At 69.9% G+C, this 21837-nt stretch carries 21 protein-coding genes; 12 read left to right on the top strand and 9 right to left on the bottom strand.

Annotated elements, in window-relative coordinates; translation table 11 throughout:
- Window positions 1-24 precede the first annotated feature (24 nt).
- Window positions 25-1797: an HNH endonuclease gene (locus ACWGIH_RS06850; RefSeq protein ID WP_453444276.1), complete on the bottom strand. Its 1773-nt coding sequence runs from the start codon at window positions 1795-1797 to the stop codon at window positions 25-27.
- A 450-nt stretch (window positions 1798-2247) separates the two neighbouring features.
- On the opposite strand from ACWGIH_RS06850, the gene ACWGIH_RS06845 reads away from it, so the two are divergent.
- Entirely contained in the window at window positions 2248-2826 is a 579-nt protein-coding gene (locus ACWGIH_RS06845) for a dihydrofolate reductase family protein (protein WP_453444274.1), read from the top strand.
- On the opposite strand, the gene secD is transcribed toward ACWGIH_RS06845, so the two are convergent.
- From secD to ACWGIH_RS06830, 3 genes are all read right to left on the bottom strand, one after another.
- Window positions 2798-5092, bottom strand: coding sequence for a protein translocase subunit SecD (gene secD / locus ACWGIH_RS06840; RefSeq protein ID WP_453444304.1), 2295 nt, complete (start codon window positions 5090-5092; stop codon window positions 2798-2800). The genes ACWGIH_RS06845 and secD overlap by 29 nt on opposite strands.
- 911 nt (window positions 5093-6003) lie before the next feature.
- Window positions 6004-6663: a response regulator gene (locus ACWGIH_RS06835; protein WP_453444273.1), complete on the bottom strand. Its 660-nt coding sequence runs from the start codon at window positions 6661-6663 to the stop codon at window positions 6004-6006.
- Window positions 6650-7762: a HAMP domain-containing sensor histidine kinase gene (locus ACWGIH_RS06830; RefSeq protein ID WP_453444271.1), complete on the bottom strand. Its 1113-nt coding sequence runs from the start codon at window positions 7760-7762 to the stop codon at window positions 6650-6652. The genes ACWGIH_RS06835 and ACWGIH_RS06830 overlap by 14 nt, the downstream gene beginning before the upstream one ends.
- A gap of 298 nt (window positions 7763-8060) precedes the next feature.
- On the opposite strand from ACWGIH_RS06830, the gene ACWGIH_RS06825 reads away from it, so the two are divergent.
- The 3 genes from ACWGIH_RS06825 to ACWGIH_RS06815 all read left to right on the top strand — a co-directional run bounded on the left by ACWGIH_RS06825 (window position 8061) and on the right by ACWGIH_RS06815 (window position 9498).
- Window positions 8061-8396, top strand: a complete 336-nt coding sequence (locus tag ACWGIH_RS06825; RefSeq protein ID WP_453444269.1) for a TraR/DksA family transcriptional regulator — start codon at window positions 8061-8063, stop codon at window positions 8394-8396.
- An 81-nt stretch (window positions 8397-8477) separates the two neighbouring features.
- On the top strand, window positions 8478-8849 hold the full coding sequence (locus ACWGIH_RS06820; RefSeq protein ID WP_453444267.1) for a TraR/DksA family transcriptional regulator: 372 nt from the start codon (window positions 8478-8480) through the stop codon (window positions 8847-8849).
- A gap of 19 nt (window positions 8850-8868) precedes the next feature.
- On the top strand, window positions 8869-9498 hold the full coding sequence (locus ACWGIH_RS06815) for an Rv1733c family protein (RefSeq protein ID WP_453444265.1): 630 nt from the start codon (window positions 8869-8871) through the stop codon (window positions 9496-9498).
- Between the two features lie 33 nt (window positions 9499-9531).
- On the opposite strand, the gene ACWGIH_RS06810 is transcribed toward ACWGIH_RS06815, so the two are convergent.
- The 3 genes from ACWGIH_RS06810 to ku all read right to left on the bottom strand — a co-directional run bounded on the left by ACWGIH_RS06810 (window position 9532) and on the right by ku (window position 12525).
- Window positions 9532-10875 (bottom strand): DUF1254 domain-containing protein, encoded by a 1344-nt coding sequence (locus ACWGIH_RS06810; protein ID WP_453444264.1) that lies wholly within the window; start codon window positions 10873-10875, stop codon window positions 9532-9534.
- 116 nt (window positions 10876-10991) lie between these two features.
- A complete protein-coding gene (locus ACWGIH_RS06805) occupies window positions 10992-11258 on the bottom strand; it encodes a type B 50S ribosomal protein L31 (protein WP_453444262.1) in 267 nt (88 codons plus the stop codon).
- A gap of 172 nt (window positions 11259-11430) precedes the next feature.
- Window positions 11431-12525, bottom strand: a complete 1095-nt coding sequence (gene ku, locus ACWGIH_RS06800; protein ID WP_453444261.1) for a non-homologous end joining protein Ku — start codon at window positions 12523-12525, stop codon at window positions 11431-11433.
- A gap of 69 nt (window positions 12526-12594) precedes the next feature.
- On the opposite strand from ku, the gene ligD reads away from it, so the two are divergent.
- Window positions 12595-13500: a non-homologous end-joining DNA ligase gene (ligD, locus tag ACWGIH_RS06795; protein ID WP_453444259.1), complete on the top strand. Its 906-nt coding sequence runs from the start codon at window positions 12595-12597 to the stop codon at window positions 13498-13500.
- A gap of 18 nt (window positions 13501-13518) precedes the next feature.
- Here the strand turns inward: ligD and ACWGIH_RS06790 are convergent, their stop codons facing one another.
- The gene (locus ACWGIH_RS06790; RefSeq protein WP_453444257.1) at window positions 13519-14322 is read right to left on the bottom strand and encodes an NERD domain-containing protein; all 804 of its coding nucleotides are present in this window, start codon (window positions 14320-14322) and stop codon (window positions 13519-13521) included.
- 346 nt (window positions 14323-14668) lie between these two features.
- Here ACWGIH_RS06790 and ACWGIH_RS06785 point away from each other — a divergent pair, with 346 nt between their 5' ends.
- The 7 genes from ACWGIH_RS06785 (at window position 14669) to ACWGIH_RS06755 (ending at window position 21233) form a co-directional block, all read left to right on the top strand.
- Window positions 14669-14962 (top strand): hypothetical protein, encoded by a 294-nt coding sequence (locus tag ACWGIH_RS06785; protein WP_453444256.1) that lies wholly within the window; start codon window positions 14669-14671, stop codon window positions 14960-14962.
- A 36-nt stretch (window positions 14963-14998) separates the two neighbouring features.
- A complete protein-coding gene (locus ACWGIH_RS06780; RefSeq protein ID WP_453444255.1) occupies window positions 14999-15658 on the top strand; it encodes a class F sortase in 660 nt (219 codons plus the stop codon).
- A gap of 100 nt (window positions 15659-15758) precedes the next feature.
- Window positions 15759-16559, top strand: coding sequence for a hypothetical protein (locus ACWGIH_RS06775; RefSeq protein WP_453444253.1), 801 nt, complete (start codon window positions 15759-15761; stop codon window positions 16557-16559).
- Complete coding sequence (locus ACWGIH_RS06770) at window positions 16556-17857, top strand: ATP-binding protein (RefSeq protein WP_453444252.1); 1302 nt, start codon at window positions 16556-16558, stop codon at window positions 17855-17857. Before ACWGIH_RS06775 ends, ACWGIH_RS06770 begins: the two co-directional genes overlap by 4 nt.
- Window positions 17858-17985: 128 nt before the next feature.
- Window positions 17986-18348, top strand: a complete 363-nt coding sequence (locus ACWGIH_RS06765; RefSeq protein ID WP_453444251.1) for an SH3 domain-containing protein — start codon at window positions 17986-17988, stop codon at window positions 18346-18348.
- Between the two features lie 63 nt (window positions 18349-18411).
- The gene (locus ACWGIH_RS06760) at window positions 18412-19776 is read left to right on the top strand and encodes an FtsW/RodA/SpoVE family cell cycle protein (protein WP_453444250.1); all 1365 of its coding nucleotides are present in this window, start codon (window positions 18412-18414) and stop codon (window positions 19774-19776) included.
- Window positions 19773-21233, top strand: coding sequence for a peptidoglycan D,D-transpeptidase FtsI family protein (locus ACWGIH_RS06755; RefSeq protein WP_453444249.1), 1461 nt, complete (start codon window positions 19773-19775; stop codon window positions 21231-21233). The genes ACWGIH_RS06760 and ACWGIH_RS06755 overlap by 4 nt, the downstream gene beginning before the upstream one ends.
- On the opposite strand, the gene ACWGIH_RS06750 is transcribed toward ACWGIH_RS06755, so the two are convergent.
- The gene (locus ACWGIH_RS06750; RefSeq protein ID WP_453444248.1) at window positions 21220-21816 is read right to left on the bottom strand and encodes a Uma2 family endonuclease; all 597 of its coding nucleotides are present in this window, start codon (window positions 21814-21816) and stop codon (window positions 21220-21222) included. The two genes, ACWGIH_RS06755 and ACWGIH_RS06750, sit on opposite strands and share 14 nt — an antisense overlap.
- Window positions 21817-21837: the final 21 nt, after the last annotated feature.

Below are 21837 nucleotides of genomic sequence, written 5' to 3'. Positions count from 1 at the left end.
CTGCTGTCGCGAGTGCGGTGCCGCTCAAGGGGCCCTTGGAAGGGTTCGTTCAGGTATATCCCTGCCGCATAGTGCGCGGTGGTAGCGAACGTGCTCTTCGCTGATCTGATGGGCGGGGTGTCGGCGGAGCTCGCCGATGGGCTCGTCATTCGTGGTTTCGCGGACGATGCCATCGGTGCCGATATAGAGCGCCAGGCTGTCGAATTGGACGTGGTGGTTGGGGCACAGGACCAGCAAGTTGGGCTGTTCGTCGGGGCCGTCGTGAGGGCGGCCGAGGCCTCGAATGTGAGCAGCCTCGCTGTAGGTGCCGAACCGGGTCGACAGCTGCAGGCCACAGACCTGGCAGTGATCGGCGTGCAGCCTCTCCACTCTGGCTGTCAGCACGGTGTCCCGGATGATGCGGGAGGAAGCCGTCGTGCGACGTGCGGCGGGTCCTGTCTCCTTCCCCTGATCCTCTGTCGCGCTCCCGACGCCGCTGGCGCTTTCGTAGCCGGCCAAGCCCAGCCGATCCATCAGGGCGTGCTGGTCTGTGCCGGCGAGGTAAGTCTCGCGCAATACAGCGATCGCTTGGGATCGTACGCAAGCGTCCCCCAGCAGTCGTTCGGCCTGCGCGGTCACTCCGCCCTCGGGGTTGAGTCTGTCGAACGTCGCCGCCTGCGCTACGGCAGCGTGCTGGGGTGGGACACCGTGGACGTCCCACAAGCGACTCGTCTGCAAGTGCCAGAACGGGTACTCGGGAGTGACGGCGGAATCGGGTTGGCCAAACTCTGCCAGCAGCCCTCCCACCTCTTCACGAAACTGTCGCCACGGCGCCAGTGGAGACTTTCCCGTGGCCACCCTGGAAATGCCCCACAGCAGAGCCAACGGCTTGTGCCTGCTTGGCCGACCGTTTCTCTTGTGGACCTTGAGGCTCCTGAGCCTTTCCATGAGCACATCCACCGTGAGGTCATCCGACGTCACAGTTGTTGCAGAGGAGCCCGAACCACGCTCTCGCCGTGGCCGGGGGACGGGAAACAGGGCATCGGATTCACGATCGTCGTCGGAACCGTGCTGATCGGAGCCGTTGCCTTCGTTGCGGTGAGTAGTCCGGCTTCTCACCTGGTGCAGCGCGGCATTCCCCCGCTCCACCCACTGACGCCAAGAAGAGGGAGCGAACTCCACTGCTTCTGCAGCTGAAATCGCAGGGTTGCCTCGCGCCTCGATCCAAGCCCAATCCAGCAGACCGTCTTCTGCGCTCAGGTCCAATACGGCAAGCTCGTAGCGATAGTTGGGGTAGGCCTTCCCGTCCGCCTGTTGCTCGACTTGCTCAACGCCTTCGATGACTGCCACGCCGCAGAACTGGACGTATCCCTTGGGCGTCTTGTTGCGCGTGACGGAGGCGAATACCAGAAGTGGCACAGCCAGCGCGCGCTGCTCGGCCGTGGCCACCCTGTGTTCGGCCAGCGCATCCAGCAGCACCGCATTGCCCTGGGTCTTCCCCAATGGCTCAGTGTGGTCGACCCGGTGATCCCCGAAGTAACGTACGCGGCCCTTGTCGAGGTCGAACACGTCGTGCCAGGGGGTCTCGACTGTGCCGGCCTTCCACGGGCTGGAGCGGATAAGGATCGACGGTCGACGCCACCCTTCGGGGACCTTGACCTTGGCGGTCGGGTTGATCCCCTTGCTGAGCTGAACCGGAGCGAGAGTCTCAGAGGCCGTGGTGTGATGGATGTTCGCGTAACCATCGATGATCTTTACGGCGGGATCTCTGTTTCGAGCGGACCGGTACACCTCGCCGACACGCAACTGGCTGCCCACTGAGCCTCCCCCTGATGCCACTGTTCTGCCTCACTGATCCTGCCAGGTTGGTCGAGTTGCTGCTTCTGCACCTGTGGTTCCAGTAGGCGCCTGAGACCCCGTCAGCAGCAGAGACGTTACGGGCAGGCATGCTCCTGTGTATGTGGTGATGCCGAGCTCGTGGCCCAGGTTCTGTTGCGTGCCGCTGAGCGTGGGCGTCGCGTCGCCGGGGCCTGAGTGCGGGGTGGGTTCCTTTCGGGGATGCGGTTCGCGGGTCGTGGCCTTAGGGCCTCGGGCTTCGGGGCCTCGGGCTTCGGGGCCTCGGGCTTCGGGGCTTGCGTTGCGGGTTTCAGGGGGCGGTTGGGTCGATCAGTGGGTCTCGGTGGGTGTGTCGTTGTGGCGATTAGTTTTGTTGTGCGCGGCGGTCTGTATTGGTGACGTGTTCGATCAGCCAGGGATTTGGGGATCATCATGGCCGTTACCTACACCTTTGACGTCTTCTCCAGCCTTGATGGCTTTGGGGGCGCCGGTGGTGACTGGACCGGGTACTGGGGCAAGCAAGGGCCCGAGCTTCTCGATCACCGCCTTGCTCTTTATGGCGCAGAGCAGCGGATGGTTTTTGGGGCCAATACGTATCGCGCCTTCTCTCAGATGCTGGCTGCCAGTACCGAGGAGTCCGAGGTTCGTGATCCATGGGTCGCGCGGATGATCAATTTGCCGGCGACGGTGGTGTCCACCACCTTGGAAGAGCCTCTCGACTGGGCGGATGCGAACGTCGCGGGCGGTGACGCCGTTGATGTCGTCGCCCGGCTCAAGAAGGAGTCCGCCGTGCCGTTGCGCTCGCACGGCAGCCTGTCGATGAACCGGGCGTTGATGGCCGCCGGCCTGGTTGATCGGGTCCAGGTCACGCTCTTTCCCGTGATCACCGGTCGGAGCGGGTTGGATCCGATCTTCCAGGGTGCGGACGACTTCGATCTCGAGTTGATGGAAAGCCGTGTGCTCGACGGTCGTACTCAGGAACTCATCTATCGACCCTCCCTGCACCGCTGAGAGCTGTGAGTTCTATGGCCAGGGGGGTGGCCGTGAACATCGAGGAGTAGGTGCCCACGACCAGGCCGATCAGGAGCGCCAGGGCGAAGTCCGTGAGAGGGGGGCCTCCCAACGTCGCCAACGCCGTGAGGATGAATGCCGCACCCATTCCCGTGTTGATGGTTCTGGGGAGGGTTTGCAGCAGCGCCTTGTTGGTCGTTTGGGGGTAGGTGGTTGAGGTGGTGGCTTTTTTTGTCAGTTCTCTCACTCTGTCGAAAACCACCACCGAGTCGTTTACCGAATAGCCGATCACCGTCAGGAGTGCGGCAAGAAAAATGCCGTCTATCGGTTTGCCCAGCCACGCGAAGATGCCGACGAGGATGACCACGTCGTGAGCCAGGGCTGCGACTGCCGCTGCGCCCAGGAGCCAGCGGAATCTGGCCGCCAGGTAGGCGAGTTGCGCGGCCAGCGCCACTCCGAGGGCGATCAGGGCGCCTTGCCGTAGTTCCTTGCCGAGGCTGGGGCCGATCGATTCGTCGCGGAGCTTTGTGGGTGGTTCCTCTGTGAGGGTGCCGATCGTGGTGGTGATCCTTTCCGCCTGGGAACTCGTCAAGGCGTGGGTGCGGATTGTGAGGTGGTGGAGGGTGCGGGACTTGGCTGGGGTGGGAGCGGTGGGGGTTTTGGTTTTGGGGGCGTTTGTTGATTGGACCTTTGCGTCTGGGAATCCTGCCTTTGCCAGTGCCGTTCGGGCTTTTTCCGGGGTGACGGGAGTCTCGGTGGCGTATTCGATTACGCGGCCGCCCGTGAATTCGATGCCGAAGTCCAGGCCCTGCGAGGCGATTCCGGTGATCGCCAGGAGCAGCGCGGCCGCGGAGGCTGCCAGCCATCTGCGGGGGTGGCGCATCAAGTTGGGGTTTGCGCGAGTCAGGCGGGCCCGGATCGTGCCGATGCCCGCGATGCCGGTCAGCGCCGGCCGGCGGCGAATGGCTGGGCGTGCCGCCACGTGGTCAGCCAGGGCGCGGGTGATGACCAGGGCGCTGAACATCGAGGCCAGGACGCCGATGCCCAACGTGACGCCGAAGCCTCGTACCGGGCCGGATGCGAGGAAGAAGAGCAGGCCGGCGGCGATGAGCGTGGTGATGTTGGAGTCCGCGATCGCGCTGAACGCGTTGCGGAAACCTGCGGTCAGCGTCGACCGGGGTGTCGGGCGCGCTCGGGCTGCGTACTCCTCGCGGGCACGTTCGAAGACGAGGACGTTGGCGTCGACCGCCATGCCGATGGCCAGGACGAAGCCGGCGAGGCCGGGGAGCGTCAGGGTGGCGCCCAGTGCGGCGAGAGTGGCGTAGGAGATCAGGCCGTAGGCGGCCAGTGCCACGGCGGCGAGGACGCCCATGAGCCGGTAGACGGCGATGATGAAGAGCCCGGTCAGTGTGGTGCCGATGGCTGCGGCCCAGATGCCGGCCGTGATGGCTTGCGCGCCGAGGCTGGCGCCCACCGTGCGTTGCTCGATGATCTCCACCGGTACGGGGAGGGCTCCCCCGCTGATCAGCAGCGCCAGTTCGCGGGCTTCACTGTCGCTGAATGAGCCCGTGATCTGTGTCGCGCCGCCGCTGATTCCGGACCGGCAAGTGACCGATGGGTCTACCTGTGGCGAGGAGATGATCTTGCCGTCCAGGACGATGGCGACCCTGCGGGACGGGTCGCCTGGCGGGTGGCAGGCGGCTTCGCCCGTCAGCCGGGCCCAGGCGTCGCGTCCTGGCCCCTTGAAGTCGACGGCCACGTGCCAACCGGCGCCGCCCTGCTGGTCGAAGCGGTTGGTGGCCGTCTCGACCTGCTTGCCTGTGAGTGAGGCTGCCTCCAGGTGCAGGGGGATGCCTGACTCGTCGGCCAGGGTTTGCTGGTGGGGGCGGGACGGCGGTGTGGGGTGATCAGGGGTGTCGCCGGTTTTTTCAGCTGCGCCGATCACCTGGTGGAAGGTGAGCTCGGCTGTGCGGCCGAGCATGTCCGCCGCCTTGGTCGGGTCCTGGGCGCCGGGCAGCTCCACGACGATCCGGTTGTCCCCGGAGCGGGCGATGGTGGGCTCGGCGACACCTAGCGCGTCGATACGGCCGCGCAGCACCTCCATGGTGCGGTCGGTGGCCTCCTTGCCTGCTTCGGAGGTGGAGGTGGGACGGGTTTCCAGTACGAGTTGCGTGCCGCCGCGTAGGTCGAGCCCCAGGTGGACGGGCACGGTCAGGGCTACGTAGAGGGACAGGACTACTGCCGCCAGGGCCAGTAGGGCTCTGATGAGTTGGGGGCGGGGGGTGGATTGGCGTGGGGGGTTGGCGGTGGTTGATCGGTGCGGGGAGTGCGAGGTGGGGCCGCGTTGAGGTTTCTTTGCGTCGGGGCGTGGGGGGTGATTCGCGTCGGGGCGTGGGCGTGGTTCGTGCACAGCGGGCCTCCGGCAGGCACACCGCGGCCACGCATGTGGCCGTGGCCGCGGTCAACGGGGAAGAAGGGCGTGTCAGGTGCCGGGAGGTGGGGGCGGTGCGCGTACGCCGGGTGGGCCGGCTGCTTGCAGGGATGCGGGCGGACGTGGCGCCGACAGGGGTGCCCACGCGGGCTGATCCAGGGCGGCAGTTGTGCAGTGCCTGGTGGGGGTGACCGGGGGCGGCGGTGACGGGCGCTCGCCGGTGACATCGCGTTGAACGCGGGTGGCGACGCTGGAGACTGCGGGGCCCACGTCGTCTGCGTGCGGTGCGCTGATTAGGGCTGCGGTACCGGCTGGTGCGGGCTCGTATGTGTTGCTGCTGTGCTCAGGTGGCCCCAACAGGGCGGTCAGAACCGCGAGCAGTACGGCTAGCAGTGCTGCCGGACGCGGGGCGAGGGTGCGCGGGGTGCGCGAAGTGAAGGTGCGCGGGACGGTGTGCGACGCGCGTGCCACAGGCCGTCCCCCTCTTCGTATTGGTGGTTGGTGGTTGGCGGTCTGCGTACGTTCAAGCCTCAAGGCCCGGCCGGGGAGTGGCGGCTGGGCCTTGAGACGGTCAGGGAGGGCGGGGGCGAGAGGAGTGAGTCGGGCAGGGCGGGCAGATGTGCGGAACGCACCCGGGTAGGCGGGCCGGGACAAGCCGGTGACTGGGCGGCCGGGCAGCCTTCGGGGAGCGCGGGTCCCTCACGCTTCGGAAAGGCTTGGATCCGTCACGCTTCGGGAACGTCCGGTCAGGGTTCGATCAGGCCCGCTCTGATCGCGTAGCGCGTTAGTTCCAGGCGGTTGCGTAGGCCCAGTTTGTGCAGCAGGTTCGCTCGGTGTCTGTGGACCGTTTTGATGCTGATGAAGAGCATTTCCGCGATCTCCTTCGAGGAATGGCCCTCGGCCACGAGTTTCAGGACCTCCTCCTCCCTCGCCGTCAGCACCTGGTCCGGCGGTTCCTCGCCCTGGCGGACCCGGTCGAGGTAGTTGCGGATCAGTGCGGTGACCGCGCCGGGGTAGAGGAAGGGCTCGTCCCGCATCGCTGCGCGGCAGGCGGCCACCAGGTCCCGATCGGCCACCGACTTCAGCACGTATCCGCTCGCGCCCGCCTTCAGCGCCTGGAAGAAGTACTGCTCGTTGTCGTGCATCGTCAGCATCAACACGCGTACGCCCGGCTTCAGCGCCGCCAGTTCGCGCGCGGCCTGCAGACCGGTCATCCGGGGCATCGCGATGTCCAGTACCGCCAGGTCGACCTCGTGCGTGCGGGCCAGCGCGATGGCCTCCGCGCCGTCACCTGCCTCGGCGACCACCTGGAGGTCCGGCTCGCCGTCCAGGATGAGCCGCACCCCCCGTCGTACCAGCGCGTGGTCGTCGGCCAGGAGGATGCGGATCGGCTTACTGGCGGTCATCGCGGTCATCATGGTCACCGTTGTCATCGGCGCTTTCCGAAGGGGGCGGAGGTGGTGCTGCGGACGGTGCCGGAGGCGCGGAGCTTGCGGAGTCGGCGCCTGGAGCATCCGCCCCGGAGCAGGCAGAAGAGGTCGGCACCGTCAGTCGTACCTCCGTGCCGGGTGCCTCCGTGCCGCCGGCCTCCGTCCCGGCGACCTGCGGGCCTGACGTGACGTCCAGCCTCGCCCCGATGAACAACGCCCGTTCTCTCATCCCCCGGATCCCCGCCCCCTCGTGGGCGACCCCGGTCCCCCGGCCGTCGTCCACGACGGACAGCACCACCGCGCCGTCCGACCTGGTCAGGATCACCTCGACCCGGCCCGCCTCTGCATGGCGGGCCGCGTTGGTCAGTGCCTCCTGGGCCACCCGATACAGGACCAGTTCCGCCTGCTGATCCAGCGGAGGCAGGGACGAGTCGAAGCGGCGTACCACTCGTAGCCCGGCGTGTGTGGCGAACTCCGTGGTCAGAGAGGTCAGCGCGCTGATCAGACCGAGGTCGTCCAGCACGCCCGGCCGCAACCTGCGCACCAGGCGGCGTACTTCGTCCAGGCTCCCCCGCGTGATCTCCTGCGCCTGGCGCAACTCATCGCGCAGGGGTTCGTCCGCCGCGTCCGACGCCCGCTTGAGGGCCAGCAGGACCGCGGTCATCGTCTGGCCGACCTCGTCGTGGAGCTCCTGGGCGATGCGGCGCCGTTCCGATTCCTGCGCCAGCAGTACGCGAGCGCTGCTGGCGGCCCGTTCCTGCTCCAGCCGTTCGAGCATGGCGTTGAACGTGCGGATCAGTTCGGCGGTCTCGCCTCTGCCCTGTTCCGGCAGACGGTGGCCGGGACGCAGCAGGTCGACCGTTGTCATCAGGCGGGTGAGCCGTTCCAGCGGGGCGAGGCCGATCCGCAGCAGGGCCGCGTTGGCGACCAGCATGACGCCCAGGCCGGCCACGAGGATGACCGCCTCGGTCAGCACGACCGGTACGGAAACGGTCACCGGCGCCCACAGAAGCAGCGCTGTGGCGCTTCCCAGCACCACCGCGTTGAGCGCGAAGATCCGCCAGAACAGGGACAACGGGGTGGCGCCTCTCTTTTGTGTGGGTGACGTTTCTCAGGAAGGGAAAGGCCAGGTCAGGTCAGGTCAAAGCAGGCCAGGTCAGGGCATGCGTCAATCTTGCTTCGTCTGCCGTCCAGCCTGCCCGCTTCCGTTCTCTCCGTCGATGGGGCCCAATGCCCATTTCCTCACCTCGGCCTGCCCATGGTCCGCCCGCGCCCCGTCACTGCCCCACCGTTACGGGATGGGCCCCCGGAGCCGCCGTAGATGGGTATCGCGCCCGATGGGCTTAACGTCCCGTACCGGCGACGGTGGAGACATGTTCGCGCCGCCCTCCCTGGCGGCCGCCTCGCCGGAAGAAGGACCCGCCATGTCGCACGACGCGCACCTGCGCCTGGAACACGAACGAGATTCCCGGCTGACCCAGTTGCAGGCCATCGACGGAGCCGGGCACGAGGCCGAGGAGCAGGTGATGCTGGCGCAGAAGGACACCATCGAGCGGGTGCTCAAGGAGATCGAGGCCGCTCTCGCCCGCGTCCGCGACGGCAGCTACGGAACCTGCCCCACCTGCGCCAAGCCCATCCCGGCCGAGCGCCTGGAGATCCTGCCCTACACGCAGTTCTGCGTCCCCTGCCAGCGCAGGACCACCGGCTGACCCCCGGCGACGCCCGCCCGCTCACCGTCTCAGCGGCACCGCCGCTCCCCGTCTCTCCCGCCCTGCCAGAGGGGTGAAGTGATGAACCGCCAGATCATCGACGACCGCGGCACGCATTTGTCGCCCGCGGACCTCGCCACCCTGAGCGAGAACCTCCGCGAGCAGTTCCTGTTCCGCCGCGAGCAGTTGCAGCAGCTCTCCGCCTCCGCGCTGACCCGTACGGACGCGCTCCTCGACCGGCAGAGCGCGTCCCGGACCGAGGTCCGCATCAAGCTCTCCGCCTCCGCCCGCATGGTCCTCGCCGACGTCGAGGCCGCCCTGCGGCGCATGGACCGCGGTGACTACGGTGCCTGCCACCTCTGCCGGCACCCCATCGAGCGCGAGCGCCTGATGATCGTGCCGCAAGCCCGCTACTGCGCACGCTGCCAGCAGGTCCGAGGAGCCGATCGATGACCGTGACACCCAACTGACCATGGCAGCCGACCGACCACGCCAACCGCCCCTCCCCCTCTCACAACCCCGCCCCCGTCCCCTCCTATGGCGCCTGCGCCGCAACCCCCTGCGTCGCCGCACCGACCTCGTCCAGGGATGGATCGCCGTCGGCCTGTTCGTTGCCGTCCTGACCGCCACCCCGGCCGCCGTCGTCCTGGTCGGCGACGCGGTCCGCCGCCACACCGAACAGATCGCCCGGCATCAGACCGACACCCGGCACCGCACCACCGCCGTCCTCGTTCACGACGCGCCCCGCCACGCCGAGCCCGGGTCGGTCGAGGCGAGGAACGTCCTGTACCCGGTCACCGTCCGCTTCACCGACCGTCACGGAGACACCCGTACCGCGCAGAAGGACGTCGAGCCCGCCACGTCCGCCGGGAGCACCGTCCCCGTATGGGTGAGTGACGAGGGAAAGCTCACCGACCCGCCCCTCACCGCGGGCGAGGTACGCGACCACACCGTGGGCTACGCCGTCATGGCCGCCATCGCCGTCCCGCTCCTCGGCGGCGCCGCGTACGCCTGTGCCCACCGCAGGCTCGAGCGGATCAACCTCGCCCGTTGGGAAGCGGACTGGGCCGTTGCCGCCGCTCGATGGGCCACCTCTGCATAGGGTCCTCCTCCCGCGGAGGTCCGTCAGAAAGGTCTAGGCCCGGCGGATCGGCGGCAGCTCGTACGTCCCGTCCAAGACCGCTGCGTGGGGCGTGTACATGCGCAGGATCGGGCGGAAGCGGCCCTCCGGAGTGGGCAGCCAGTTCGCCGCCGTCTTGTCGTCGGCGGGGCGTTGTGGCTGGAGCAGGAGCGTGAGGGAGCCGTCGTCGTCGTAGTTCAGGCCCGGGGTGCGGTCGCCCATGGAGTGGCGCTCGGCGGGGTCGGCGACCAGGTGCCGGTCCGGCAGGCCGTACATCGTCACCGACCAGAACGCGTCCACCGGCGGCGGCTTCTCGAAGCGCAGGGTGTACGACTGTTCGCCCTCCAGCGGCCGGCCGTCGCCGTCGTCCCACGCCAGCGCGTACGCCGCTTCGTAGCCGTGCTCGCCCCAGAGCGCGGTGTGCTCCGAGGTGGCGCGCAACATGCGGCCCGAGTCCCGGTCGGCGCAGATCCATTCCGGGTCCCTGAGCGTGCCGGTCTCGAAGTGGTCGGCGTTGTAGTCGAAGGCGTGATATGCGAGTTCCCAGCCGTTCTGCCGCGGTCCACTCCCCTCCGCGGCCGCCTGCTCGACCCGCTCCTTGCCCGCCGCGAACCCCGCGCGCAGCGCTTCGGCGAGTTCCGGCTCGGGCTGCGTGTACGGGCTCTGCGCGTCCAGCAAGCCCAGTGGCGCGAACCGTTGCTGATACGCGAGGTCGGGCTGCGCGGGCGGAAAGGCGGCCATGCGGGCCCGCAGTTTCTCGTAGAAGAGGATCTCCGGCTCACCGTCGGGGACGTACGTGTGGGTCGGCAGCCCGTGGGACTCGCCGGTTGCCGTCCAGTACGGCTCCAGGAGAGTGTCCTCCTGGAGCTCCCGCACCGCCGCCACGTCATCCGGTCCCGTGCACGCCCACCGCCCCACGATCGTCGCCACCTCTGTCGGCACGGCGATCCGGGTGGCGCCCAGCGGGACCTCCTCGTCCCAGCCGGGTGGCGTGAGCAGGTAGCTGGCCTCGTCGGTGCCGGTGGCGCGGCGGCCGACGTAGGCGAAGTTGTTGGTCCACGCGTCCACGAACTGCAGGACGTAATAGCGCCCGCCGGTGTCCGGGACGGTCAGGAGCAGGGCGCCGCCGGACAGGTCCAGCTGCGCCAGGGAGCAGATCGTGTCCGTGTCGGAGTCAGGGCCGTCCTGGGGGCCTGCGAGCCTGCTGCCGTGGCTGAACTCGTTGAACGGCGCGGAGGGCACGGAGCCCTTGCCGTCGCGGGAGACGCGGTCGACTTCGTCGAGGTTGAGCACCAGTGGGTGGCCGTAGATGTACGCCTCGGCCGCCAGCGCCTGGAGATCGGTCGTGCCGTCGGTCATGCCCGCCGCCTTTGCGTGATCAAGCTCGTTCGTCGTTCGTGATCAAGGTTCTAGGGCCATCGTCGGGCCGCCCTGCCCCTCCTGCCACTCCTGCCGCACACCGGCGTGGCGGCGGATCACTCCGGCGCGCCCGGCGGGGCCTGGTCGCCGTAGCGACGTTCGAACTTGGCGACCTGGCCCTCGGAGTCCACGACCCGGGCGCGGCCCGTGTAGAAGGGATGGCTCTCGGAGGAGATCTCCACCTCCACCAGCGGGTACGTCTCGCCGTCGTCCCACTCGATGGTCCGGTCGCTCTCGGCGGTGGAGCGGGTGAGGAAGGCGTAGCCCGCCGAGCGGTCCCGGAAGACGACGGGCCGGTAGTTGCTGTCCTTGTCCTGGGTCATGACCCCAGGTTCCCCGCGCGCGAACACGACGGCGACCCCGAGGACGCCACGCGAGCTACGGCGCCACGATCGCCGCCGCCCTAGGCTCGGGTTCGGGCCGCCCTAAGTCCGGGCTCCCCGCCCCACCGAGGCCCAGGCCCAGGCCCGGGCTCGTGCCGCTGCCACTGCCGCCCTAAGCCCGGGCCCGGTTCTTCGCCGTCGCCTTTTTCGCGGGGGGCTTTTTCGCCGCCGTACGCGCACTCGCCGTACTCGCCTTACCCGTACTCGTACTCGCCGTCTTCGAGGTCGACTTCCTCGCCGTCGTCGTCTTCGCCGCCGCCCCCGTCGCCTTCTTCGCCGTCGACTTCTTGCCGCCCACATCCTTCGGGGTCGACTTCGCCCGACCGGACGAGGCCGCGGACGAGGCGGCCGTCCGCTTCGATGTGGCCGCGGCCCTCTTCCGTCCGCCGCGCTCCAGCGGAGTCACCTCCGCCACCGCTCCGTCACCCCGCGCCGTCTTCGCCGCGCGCACGCTCTTCTCCAGTGCCGCCACCAGGTCGATCACCTTGCCCCCGCCGGAGTCGGCGTCGGCGGCCGGTGCCGCGGGGGTCACGCCCTCGGCCTTGGCGGTGAGGAGTTCCTCCAGCGCCGCGCGGTAGTCGTCGTGGAGGGTGGAGACGTCGACCTCTCCGAGCGTGTCCATCAGGGCGTCCGCCAGGTCGAGTTCCGCGTCCCGGACCTTGACCTGGGTGTCCGGAGCCACCCCCTCCGGCGACCGGATCTCGTCCGGCCACAGCAGGGCGTGCATCGCGATCACGTCGTCCACGACGCGCAGCATCCCCAGCCGCTCCCGCCCCCGCAGCGCGTACCTCGCGATCGCCACCTTCTCGCTCCGCTTCAGCGCCTCCCTCAGCAGCGTGTACGGCTTGGTGGCGGGCACCCCGTTGGCCGACAGGTAGTAGGCCGTGTCCATCTGCATCGGATCGACCCCGCCCGCCGGCACGAAGGCCACGATCTCGATCGTCTTGGCCGTCGGAAGCGGCAGGGACGCCAGATCCTCGTCGGTGATGGGGATGACCGAGCCGTCCGGGTCCTCGTACCCCTTGCCGATCTCCGCGGAGGTCACCTCCCGCTCCTCCAGCTCGCACACCTTGCGGTAGCGGACCCGGCCGCCGTCCTCCGTGTGGATCTGCCGGAAGGACACCGAGTGGTTCTCGGTGGCGTTCATGAGCTTGATCGGGATGCTGACCAAGCCGAAGGAGATCGCACCGTTCCATATGGATCGCACGTCAGGCACCTCTCAGCAGCCGAGCACCGTTTCAGGGTGTTTCATCCCCATTCGTGGGATTCTCATCGTATGACGCCGATCACCGAGGTGGAGGGGCGGCGGCTCTCCCTCAGCAATCTCGACAAGGTCCTCTACTCCGCATCCGGCTTCACCAAGGGCGAGATGCTGCACTATTACGCCAGCACGGCCGACGCCCTCCTCCCCCATCTGCGCAACCGGCCCCTCTCCTTCCTCCGCTTCCCGGACGGGTGCGACGGTCAGCAGTTCTTCGCCAAGAACGTGCCTCCGGGCACCCCCGACTGGGTGCACACCGCCGAGGTGCAGCGCTCGGACGGCAACACCCGGCAGATCGTCGTGGACGACCTGGCGAGCCTGATGTGGGCGGGTAATCTCGTGACCGAGTTCCATACCCCCCAGTGGCAGGCGGACGCTCCCGCCATGGCCGACCGGCTCGTGCTCGACCTGGACCCCGGTGCGCCCGCCACCATCGTCGAGTGCTGCCGGGCGGGCCTCTGGCTGCGCGAGCGCCTCCAGGCGGACGGTCTGGACGTCTACGCGAAGACCTCGGGCTCCAAGGGCCTGCATCTGCTCTGCCCCTTGGAGCCGACGCCCTCCGCGCAGGTCACCGCGTACGCGAAGGCGCTCGCCCAGGAAGCCGAGGCCGAGCTGCCCGACCTGGTCGTCCACCGGATGACCCGCAGCCTGCGCCCCCGCAAGGTCTTCGTGGACTTCAGCCAGAACGCCGCGGCGAAGACCACCGCCACCCCCTACACCCTGCGCGCCCGCCAGGAACCGACGGTCTCCGCACCCGTGACCTGGGAGGAGGTCGAGGGGTGCGACGACCCGGCGGACCTCGTCTTCCTGGCCGCCGACATCGCGCCCCGCCTTCAGCGGTACGGGGAGCTGCTGGCCCCGCTCACCGACCCGGACCAAGGCCGTCCGCTTCCGCGCGGGCTCCCCCGGCCGGGGGAGTGAGATCCGTCAGAAAGAGCCCTAGACCCGCCGCCACGTATGACGGTCGCGGGCCATCGCGTGCAGCGCCTCCACATCGGCCGGTTTCAGTACGCCGCCGACGCCCGCGAGGGCCGACACCTCCCCGTCGCGCACGATCCGCACCTCGCGCGGCGGGGCCGTCACGTCGAGGTCCGCCGCCCCGACGAGGGCGAGGACCGGGCGGATCTCGGCGGTCAGCGCGAAGGACGCCCGGTCGGCGTCGGCGCGGATCTCCCTCAGGAGTGGACGCGGGTCCGCGCGGCCGACCGTGACCATCGGGTCGGCGACGCGCACCCGCTGCTTGCGGGCGGAGAGCGTGTGGACGCTGAACAGACCGCCGGGGCCGATCAGGAGGTGGTGGAGGCGGGCGCCGCCCGGCAGCGGCACCGAGTGCAGGGTGCGCCAACCCGCGCCTTCGAGCCCGTCGAGCACCTCACCGATGGTCTGCTCGGCGGTGAGTGCCCGCTGCCGCGGATCGGTGCGCAGCCTGCGGGCGGGAGCCGGTTCGCGGTCCAGGGCGATCAGGAGGGCCTCGCCGGGGCGGTTCGGCGCGAGGTCGTCGTCCGGGTGGAGGGCGAGGCGGGCCAGCTCGGCGGGGGTGGGGGCGGGCGGCGGGCCGATGGAGACGCCGCCCGTGATGAAGGGGGCCAGGGCACGCAGGACCGCTTCCCTGTGGTCGTCGGCCAGCAGGGTCACGCGGGACGACTCCCTCTCGTACCACGCCACATTTCTGCCGTCCGTGCGACAGACGTACAGCCGCTCCTGCCCGTGCCGCCAGGCCGGTATGACGCGCAGTCCGCTCATGCACCATCACCCCACGGACCATGGGAGCAGCAAGGACATGCCTTGGGCAAGAACCTGGGCGCCGCGGAGAGAAGTTGAGCCACTCGTAACAGTGCCCCTGACGGCGCCCCTCACTGCGCCCCTCACTGCGCACGTGGCAGCACCCGGGGCCGGGCCGCCTCCGCAGTGATGGCCCGCTGTTACATTGCCGACGAATTGCCGCAATGGCGGACATCTAGCTTCAGAGATGTCCCTTTCGCTTCCTCGCAGCGATCCGCCTCCGGCCAGCAGGCTCCCTCCGACCATCGGGCTCCCTCCGGCCCCAGCACCCGCCGGCCATGCCCTCAGCCGTAAGGACCGTCCGCTCATGAGCAGCCCCCGCCGCCGCACCGTCCTCCGTTCCGCCGCCGTGACCGCCGTCGTCGGCGGCGCGCTCCTCACGCCGGCCGTGGCCGCCGTCGCGGACACGCCTTCGCAGGCCGAGGGCACCCGGACCGTGGCGCCTGCCGCCCCCGGCACCCCCGAGGGCGGTGTCAGGGCCGGCACCGAGGGATTCCACAGCGGCGACCCGGTGTTCATCGCCGCCGGTGGCGCCATGGCGGCCGCCGGTGCCGCGGGCCTCGGGTACGCGATGCTGCGCCGCGGCCGCACCGACGCCTGAGCCCCCTCCCCCACGCCACCACCCGCAGGAGCCGCTGTGAGCACCCCCGCCGACGAAGCACCCGCCCCCGCGTCCGCCCCCGCAAAGCGCCGTCACACCACCCGCATCGTGGCCGCCGCCACGCTGACCGCCGCCCTCGGCGTCGGCCTCATCGCCTGCGGCCAGGGCTCCGGCGGCAGCCCCGCGCCCGACGTCAGGGTCGACGACGCCACCGCCGCACCGGCTGCCGGTCCGCACCCCCCGATGGAGAAGTCCCGGCCGACGGGCCTGCGCATACCGGCGGCCGGGGTCGACGCGAAGTCGATGCTCGACCTCGGCGTGGGCGCGGACGACGCACTGGAGGTGCCGCCCGTCGACAAGGCGGACGAGCCGGGCTGGTGGACCGGGGGCGTGACCCCCGGCGAGAAGGGGGCGGCCGTCCTGGTCGCGCATTACGACACCGCGGAGGGGCCCGCGCTGATGCGGCACGTGGGAAAGGTGAGAATGGGGGACACGATCTCGGTGCCGCGAGCGGACGGAAGTACGGCGACGTTCAAGGTGCGCGAGATGGAACAGGTGGACAAAAAGAACTTCCCCACCCATAAGGTGTATGGGGCGACCGACCGGCCCGAGCTCCGCCTGCTGACCTGTGGCGGCCCCATCAGGGACGGTCACCGCACCGACAACATCATCCTCTACGCCGACCTCGCGCCGTAGCCGGCCCCGGGCACCGGGACCCGGACCCCGCGGCGCCGCAACCGAACCTCGCGCCGCAGCCGAGCAGCCCCGGGCCGCTCCACCGGCAGGCAGGAGTGCAGTGCACCGGAGCCGTCTCGCGCTCGCCGCAGGACTCGTGCTGCCCGCCGTCCTGCTGGCCGGCGGCTGCGGCGACCCCGGCGACCTGCGCGGCGCCGGCTCCACGCCCACCGCCGAGGCCCCCACCCGCTTGTGGCCGAAGCTGCCGCCCCCGTCGGCGCCCGCCGAGGACTACGGCACGATAGAGAGCCTGCCGGTCAAGGGCGTGGACGTACCGGGCGGCGACCTGCACAAGGTGAACCCGGTGACGGTCGCCAAGGCCGACTTCGACAAGAACCCGGGGATGTACAGCCGTTCGGACGCGGTCTACAAGCAGACGGCCGAGAAGCTCGACGCGTGCGCCACCCAGGACGCCGGTGACGCCGACGACGCCGAGTGCCCCGTCCTGCAGGCCTACTACCGCGACCTCACCGGCGACGGCAGGGACGACCTCATCATCGGCATCCGGCTGGCCCGCGGGCACGCCGAGAACCTCGACATACGCGCCTACGCCATGGAGAAGCGGCAGTTGACGCAGATCATGGAGATGGGGGACGCGGTGCTCGGTGTCGAACTGGCCGGCCATGAGGTGATCGTCCGCGCCGTCTCGGGCATGCCGGGGTACGAGTACCGCACCGTCTGGTCCTGGGACGCCCACCAGAAGTCCATGCTGCCGACGACCGACGAGATCGTGCGCTCCCCGGACGCGCCGAAGGGCAAGCCGTCGCGCAAGCCCGAGCCCGCGGCGAGCTCCCGTCCCGTGCCCTCTCCGAGCGACTCCCCCGGCGCATCGCCCGGCGCGTCCCCGAGCGGGGACCGATGAGCCACCGGCTGCCGCGCGGGCCGCGGCTCCCCGCCTGGACGGCGACCCTGACCTGGAAGGCCGGGGTCTTCATCACCGTCATGTGCTGCGCGCTCGCCGCGCTGCTCGGCGCGCTCGTGCACGTCTCGGTGACCAACCAGACCGTGGGCCAGGCCCGCGAGCACGCCCTCACCCGGCTCGACGACGCCACCGAGGCGTTCGAGGCGGGCGACGATCTCGGCCCCGGCGCGGGGGTCGACCCCGAGGGTCTTCCCGAGCGGCTGCGGGATCTCGCCGTGGGCGGGGAACGCGGGACGATGGTCGCCGCACAGGACTCCCGGCCGACGATGTGGGCCGCGGGGCCCGCCACGGACCGGCGCGCCATCGCCGTACGGGTCGACTACGCCCAGGGCGCCCGCACCATCGACGGGCTCGACCGGGCGATCCTCGGTTCCTCGGTGCTGGCCATCGGGGCGACGCTCCTGGTCGGGGCGTTCTCCGTGACCCGTGTGACGCGGCGCCTGCACCAGACGGCGACGGTGGCCCGCCGGATCAGCGCGGGTGACCTCGACGCCCGCGTGAACGATCCGCGCACCCGTGAGCCGTCGCGCAGCCAGGACGAGGTGGCCGCGGTCTCCGGCGCGCTCGACACGATGGCGTCCTCGATACAGGGCAAGCTCCAGAGCGAGCAGCGGTTCACCGCGGACGTGGCGCATGAGCTGCGTACGCCGCTGACGGGTCTGCACGCGGCGGCCGAGCTGCTGCCGCCGGGCCGCCCGACGGAGCTGGTGCGCGACCGCGTCGCCGCGCTGCGCACCCTCACCGAGGACCTTCTGGAGATCTCCCGCCTCGACGCGAAGAGCGAGCGCGTCGAGCTGGACGACCACCATCTCGCCCCATTGGCCGAGCGCGCCGTGCGGGGTTCGGGCATCGACGCCGAGTTGGTCGTCGTACGCGACGTCTGCGTGGTGACCGACCGGCGCCGCCTGGAGCGGGTGCTCGGGAATCTCATCGCCAACGCGGACAAGCACGGGCGTGGGCCCGTCGTGCTGACCGTCGACGGGCCCACGCTGTCGGTGCGCGACCACGGCGACGGGTACCCGGACTATCTGGTGGCGCACGGCCCGCAGCGGTTCCGCACGGAGGGCACGACCAGGGGCCACGGGCTCGGTCTGACGATCGCGTTGGGCCAGACGGCGGTGCTCGGCGCACGCCTCACGTTCGCGAACGCGGCGGACGGCGGGGCGGTGGCGACGCTGACGCTGCCGTACGAGGAGACCGCGGACGCCGATTGCAGGGGCGCCGACGGGGCGGTCTGACGGGCGGTTTGACGCCGTGTGAGCTTTTGCGCGCCCAGCGTGCCGATTTTAGTGTGAATTGCGGCCTATGACCCAGGTTCCAGGGGCTTGCGGGCCGTATCGCATCCGCCCTTTCCAGAGGAGACCCCATGTCCCTTCGGTCCACCGCAATCGGCACCCGGCTCGCCATACTCGTCGCCGGCGGCGCGCTCGCCGCCTGCACCCTCACCAGCCCCGCCGTCGCGGCCGACGACACCGGCGCGAGCGGCCACCCGCGCGTCTACAAGGGCCGCGTCATCGCCAAGCACGGACTGCTGCTGCGCACCTCCCCCCACCGGGGCGCCAAGGTGATCCGGAGCGTGCCGTACGGCAAGGTCGTCAACATCTACTGCAAGACGACCGGTGACCACGTGGCCGGCAACAACCGCTGGTACCTGCTCACCAACGGGACCTGGGCATGGGGCGCCGCGCACTACATCTCCAACATCGGGCCCGCCCCGCGCTGGTGCTGACGCACCACAAGGGAACGGTGACATAAGCGGACATTGAGGCCTATCGCTTGCTACGTTCCGGGCATGACCGGAACAGCGACGGCGCCCCCCTCCGTACCCGCTGTTCGCGTACCCCGGCGCCGTGGCACCGAAGTCGCGCTGATCGTCGTGGCCGTCCTGCTCTCGGTCTACGGCTACTGCGACGTCGGCCTCGCCAAGAACGGCACCGTCCCGCCCGGCGCCGCCGGTTACGGCGCCGGGCTCGGCGTGCTCGCGCTCCTCGCGCACCTCGCGGTCCGCTTCCGGGCGCCCTACGCCGATCCGCTGCTCCTGCCGATCGCCGTGCTCCTCAACGGCCTGGGGCTCGTCCTGATCTATCGGCTCGACCTGGAGACCCCGGGCGACGAGGCGGCGCCCACGCAACTCGTCTGGTCCACCGTCGGCGTGACGCTCTTCATCGCCGTCGTGTTCTTCCTGCGCGACCACCGGGTGCTCCAGCGGTACGCGTACATCTGTGTCGTCGCCGCACTCGTCCTGATGATCGTGCCGATCTTCTTCCCGGCCGTGAACGGCGCCCGCATCTGGATCAGGATCGGCGGATTCTCCATCCAGCCGGGCGAGTTCGCGAAGATCCTGCTCGCGATCTTCTTCGCCAGCTATCTCGCCGCCAACCGCAACGCGCTCGCCTACACCGGCCGTACGGTCTGGAAGCTGACGAAGCTCCAGCTGCCCACCGGGCGCGTGCTCGGACCGATCGTGGCGATCTGGCTCCTGAGCGTCGGGGTCCTCGTCCTCGAACGGGACCTCGGCACCTCGCTGCTCTTCTTCGGCCTCTTCGTGATCCTGCTGTACGTGGCCACCGGGCGCACCGGCTGGATCGCGGTCGGCCTGGTGCTTGCCGCGGTCGGGGCGTACACAGTCGGCTCGCTCGAACCCCACGTGCACAGCCGGGTCGAGGACTGGCTGCACCCCTTCGCCTCCATCGACGCGGGCGAGGGGCCCAACCAACTGGCCCAGTCCCTCTTCGCCTTCGCGGCCGGCGGGATGCTCGGGACCGGGCTCGGGCTCGGCCACTCGATCCTCATCGGCTTCGCCGCCAAGTCCGACTTCATCCTGGCGACGGCGGGCGAGGAACTCGGCCTCGCGGGGCTCGCCGCGATCTTCCTGCTCTACGCGCTCCTGGTGGAGCGCGGCTACCGGGCGGGGCTAGCGCTGCGGGACGCCTTCGGGCGGCTGCTCGCCGTCGGGCTCGCCTCGATCGTCGCGCTCCAGGTGTTCGTGATCGCGGGCGGGGTGAGCGGGCTGATCCCGCTGACCGGCATGGCGATGCCGTTCCTCGCGCAGGGCGGTTCCTCGGTCGTCACCAACTGGATCATCGTGGCGCTGCTCATCCGGCTGAGCGACTCGGCGCGGAATCAGCCCGTGGGGCCGCTGCGGGAGGACGCGTGACCCGGTACATCCGGCATGCCGCCGCGTTCTGCGCGCTGCTCCTGATCGCCCTGCTCGTGAACGCCACCCGCGTCCAGGTCGTCCAGTCCGAGCACTTCGACGAGAACCCCGCCAACCGCCGCCAGGCCATCGCGCGCTTCGGCCAGCCGCGCGGCGACATCATGGTCGACGGGCGCGCGGTCACCGGGTCCAAGGACACCGGGGAGCAGCTCCGCTACGAACGGACGTACAAGAACGGCCCGTTGTACGCCCCGGTGACCGGGTACGCCTCGCAGGTCTACGGCACGACCCTGCTGGAGAACGCCGAGGACGACATCCTCTCCGGCACCGACCCGATGCTCGCCCCGCTCCCCCTGTGGAACGACATCAGCCGTGCGCAGAACCCCGGCGGCATGGTGCGGACCACCATCAGGGCCGCGGCGCAGCAGGCCGCGTACGCGGGGCTCGGCGGCAAGAAGGGGGCGGTCGCCGCGATCGAGCCGTCGACCGGGAAGATCCTCGCCCTGGTCAGCACCCCCTCGTACGACCCCGAGCGGCTCTCCGGCACCAGTGGGCCGGTGGCGAGGTCCTGGGCGTCGCTGAACGGCAGCGCGGACAAGCCGATGCTGAACCGGGCGATCCGCCAGACGTACCCGCCGGGGTCGACGTTCAAGGTGGTGACGGCGGCGGCCGCGCTGGACTCCGGCACGGTCACGGACCTGGACGCCGCCACCAAGTCCCCCGCCCCGTACACACTGCCCGGCACGAGCACGCGGCTGACGAACGAGGTCGAGGGCTGCAAGAACGCGACCCTGCGCTACGCCTTCCAGTGGTCCTGCAACACGGTCTTCGCCAAGCTGGGCGTGGACACCGGGCTCGGCGACATGCTGGACACGGCGAAGAACTTCGGCTTCAACGACAGCGGCCTCGAGATCCCCTCGTCGGTGGCGGCGAGCAATTTCGACACGTCGATGGACAAGGCGCAGCTGGCGCTCTCCTCGATCGGCCAGTTCGACACGCGGGCCACGCCGCTGCAGATGGCGATGGTCTCGGCGGCGGTGGCCAACGGCGGGCAGGTCGAGTCCCCGCATCTGGTGGACGAGACCACGACCGACGACGGCGACGTGGTGCGCAACACCGGCACCAGCTCCCTCCACCAGGCCATGAACCCGGCCACGGCCATGCAGCTGCGGGAGATGATGACCGAAGTCGTCGAGAAGGGCACCGGCGGCAACGCGGCGATCCCCGGCGTGACGGTCGGCGGCAAGACGGGCACGGCCCAGCACGGCATCGACAACACCGGCACGCCGTACGCCTGGTTCATCTCCTGGGCACAGAACGCCGACGCCGCCCAGCCATCGGTGGCGGTGGCGGTCGTGGTGGAGGACGCGGCGGCGGACCGGGGCGACATCAGCGGGGGCGGGAGCGCGGCACCGGTCGCTAAGGCGGTGATGGAGGCGGTGCTCAGCGGCGGCTGAGGGTGGTGAGGTCGACGTCGAGGGGGAACGGGACGGTCAGCTTGAGGCGGTCGTGAAAGATGCCGGCCAGGCTGTACGACCGGGCCACGGGGTCGAGTTCGTAGACGTAGACCACTGGCAGGCCTCGGTTCTGTTCGACCAGCCAGTAGTGCGGAATACCCGCCTGGGCGTACTTGCGAGGCTTGACCTCGCGGTCGCGGTCCTCCGAGTCCTCGGAGACGACCTCGACGGCGACGACCACGTCCTCGGGGAGCAGGCGGGTCTCCTTCGGGCCGAGGTCGGCACCGGTGCGCACGACCAGGACGTCGGGCTCGGGGCGATTGCGTCTGTTCAGCGTGATGGTGAATTCGCGGAACACGTCGAACTCGTCCGGCGCCTGGTCGAGCAGGGAGTTCTCCAGCAGCCTGATCGTACGCATGTGGAAAGCGGTCTGCGGGCTCACGAAGATCAGGCTCCCGTCGAGCAACTCCGTGTGCGGAGGAAGGTTCGGAAGCTCGTCCAGGTCGTCAGCCGTCCAGCCGCCCTCCGGCGGGCGGGGCCACTCGTCCTGGTCGCCATGCCCGTACTCGCGTGCGGCGCTCATACTTGCTCCCATGGGGCAGAC

The sequence above is a fragment of the Streptomyces sp. NPDC054872 genome (genome assembly GCF_053610705.1).
The sequence above is the reverse complement of the archived record's forward strand: the minus strand, read 5'-3'. Positions and strand labels throughout refer to the sequence as shown.

Coding starts and splice junctions, on each gene's coding strand:
- ACWGIH_RS06845 (WP_453444274.1), top strand. CDS start 2,248: ATGGCCGTTACCTACACCTTTGACGTCTTCTCCAGCCTTGATGGCTTT.
- ACWGIH_RS06835 (WP_453444273.1), bottom strand. CDS start 6,663: ATGACCGCCAGTAAGCCGATCCGCATCCTCCTGGCCGACGACCACGCG.
- ACWGIH_RS06825 (WP_453444269.1), top strand. CDS start 8,061: ATGTTCGCGCCGCCCTCCCTGGCGGCCGCCTCGCCGGAAGAAGGACCC.
- ACWGIH_RS06820 (WP_453444267.1), top strand. CDS start 8,478: ATGAACCGCCAGATCATCGACGACCGCGGCACGCATTTGTCGCCCGCG.
- ACWGIH_RS06815 (WP_453444265.1), top strand. CDS start 8,869: ATGGCAGCCGACCGACCACGCCAACCGCCCCTCCCCCTCTCACAACCC.
- ACWGIH_RS06810 (WP_453444264.1), bottom strand. CDS start 10,875: ATGACCGACGGCACGACCGATCTCCAGGCGCTGGCGGCCGAGGCGTAC.
- ACWGIH_RS06805 (WP_453444262.1), bottom strand. CDS start 11,258: ATGACCCAGGACAAGGACAGCAACTACCGGCCCGTCGTCTTCCGGGAC.
- ligD (WP_453444259.1), top strand. CDS start 12,595: ATGACGCCGATCACCGAGGTGGAGGGGCGGCGGCTCTCCCTCAGCAAT.
- ACWGIH_RS06790 (WP_453444257.1), bottom strand. CDS start 14,322: ATGAGCGGACTGCGCGTCATACCGGCCTGGCGGCACGGGCAGGAGCGG.
- ACWGIH_RS06785 (WP_453444256.1), top strand. CDS start 14,669: ATGAGCAGCCCCCGCCGCCGCACCGTCCTCCGTTCCGCCGCCGTGACC.
- ACWGIH_RS06770 (WP_453444252.1), top strand. CDS start 16,556: ATGAGCCACCGGCTGCCGCGCGGGCCGCGGCTCCCCGCCTGGACGGCG.
- ACWGIH_RS06765 (WP_453444251.1), top strand. CDS start 17,986: ATGTCCCTTCGGTCCACCGCAATCGGCACCCGGCTCGCCATACTCGTC.
- ACWGIH_RS06760 (WP_453444250.1), top strand. CDS start 18,412: ATGACCGGAACAGCGACGGCGCCCCCCTCCGTACCCGCTGTTCGCGTA.
- ACWGIH_RS06750 (WP_453444248.1), bottom strand. CDS start 21,816: ATGAGCGCCGCACGCGAGTACGGGCATGGCGACCAGGACGAGTGGCCC.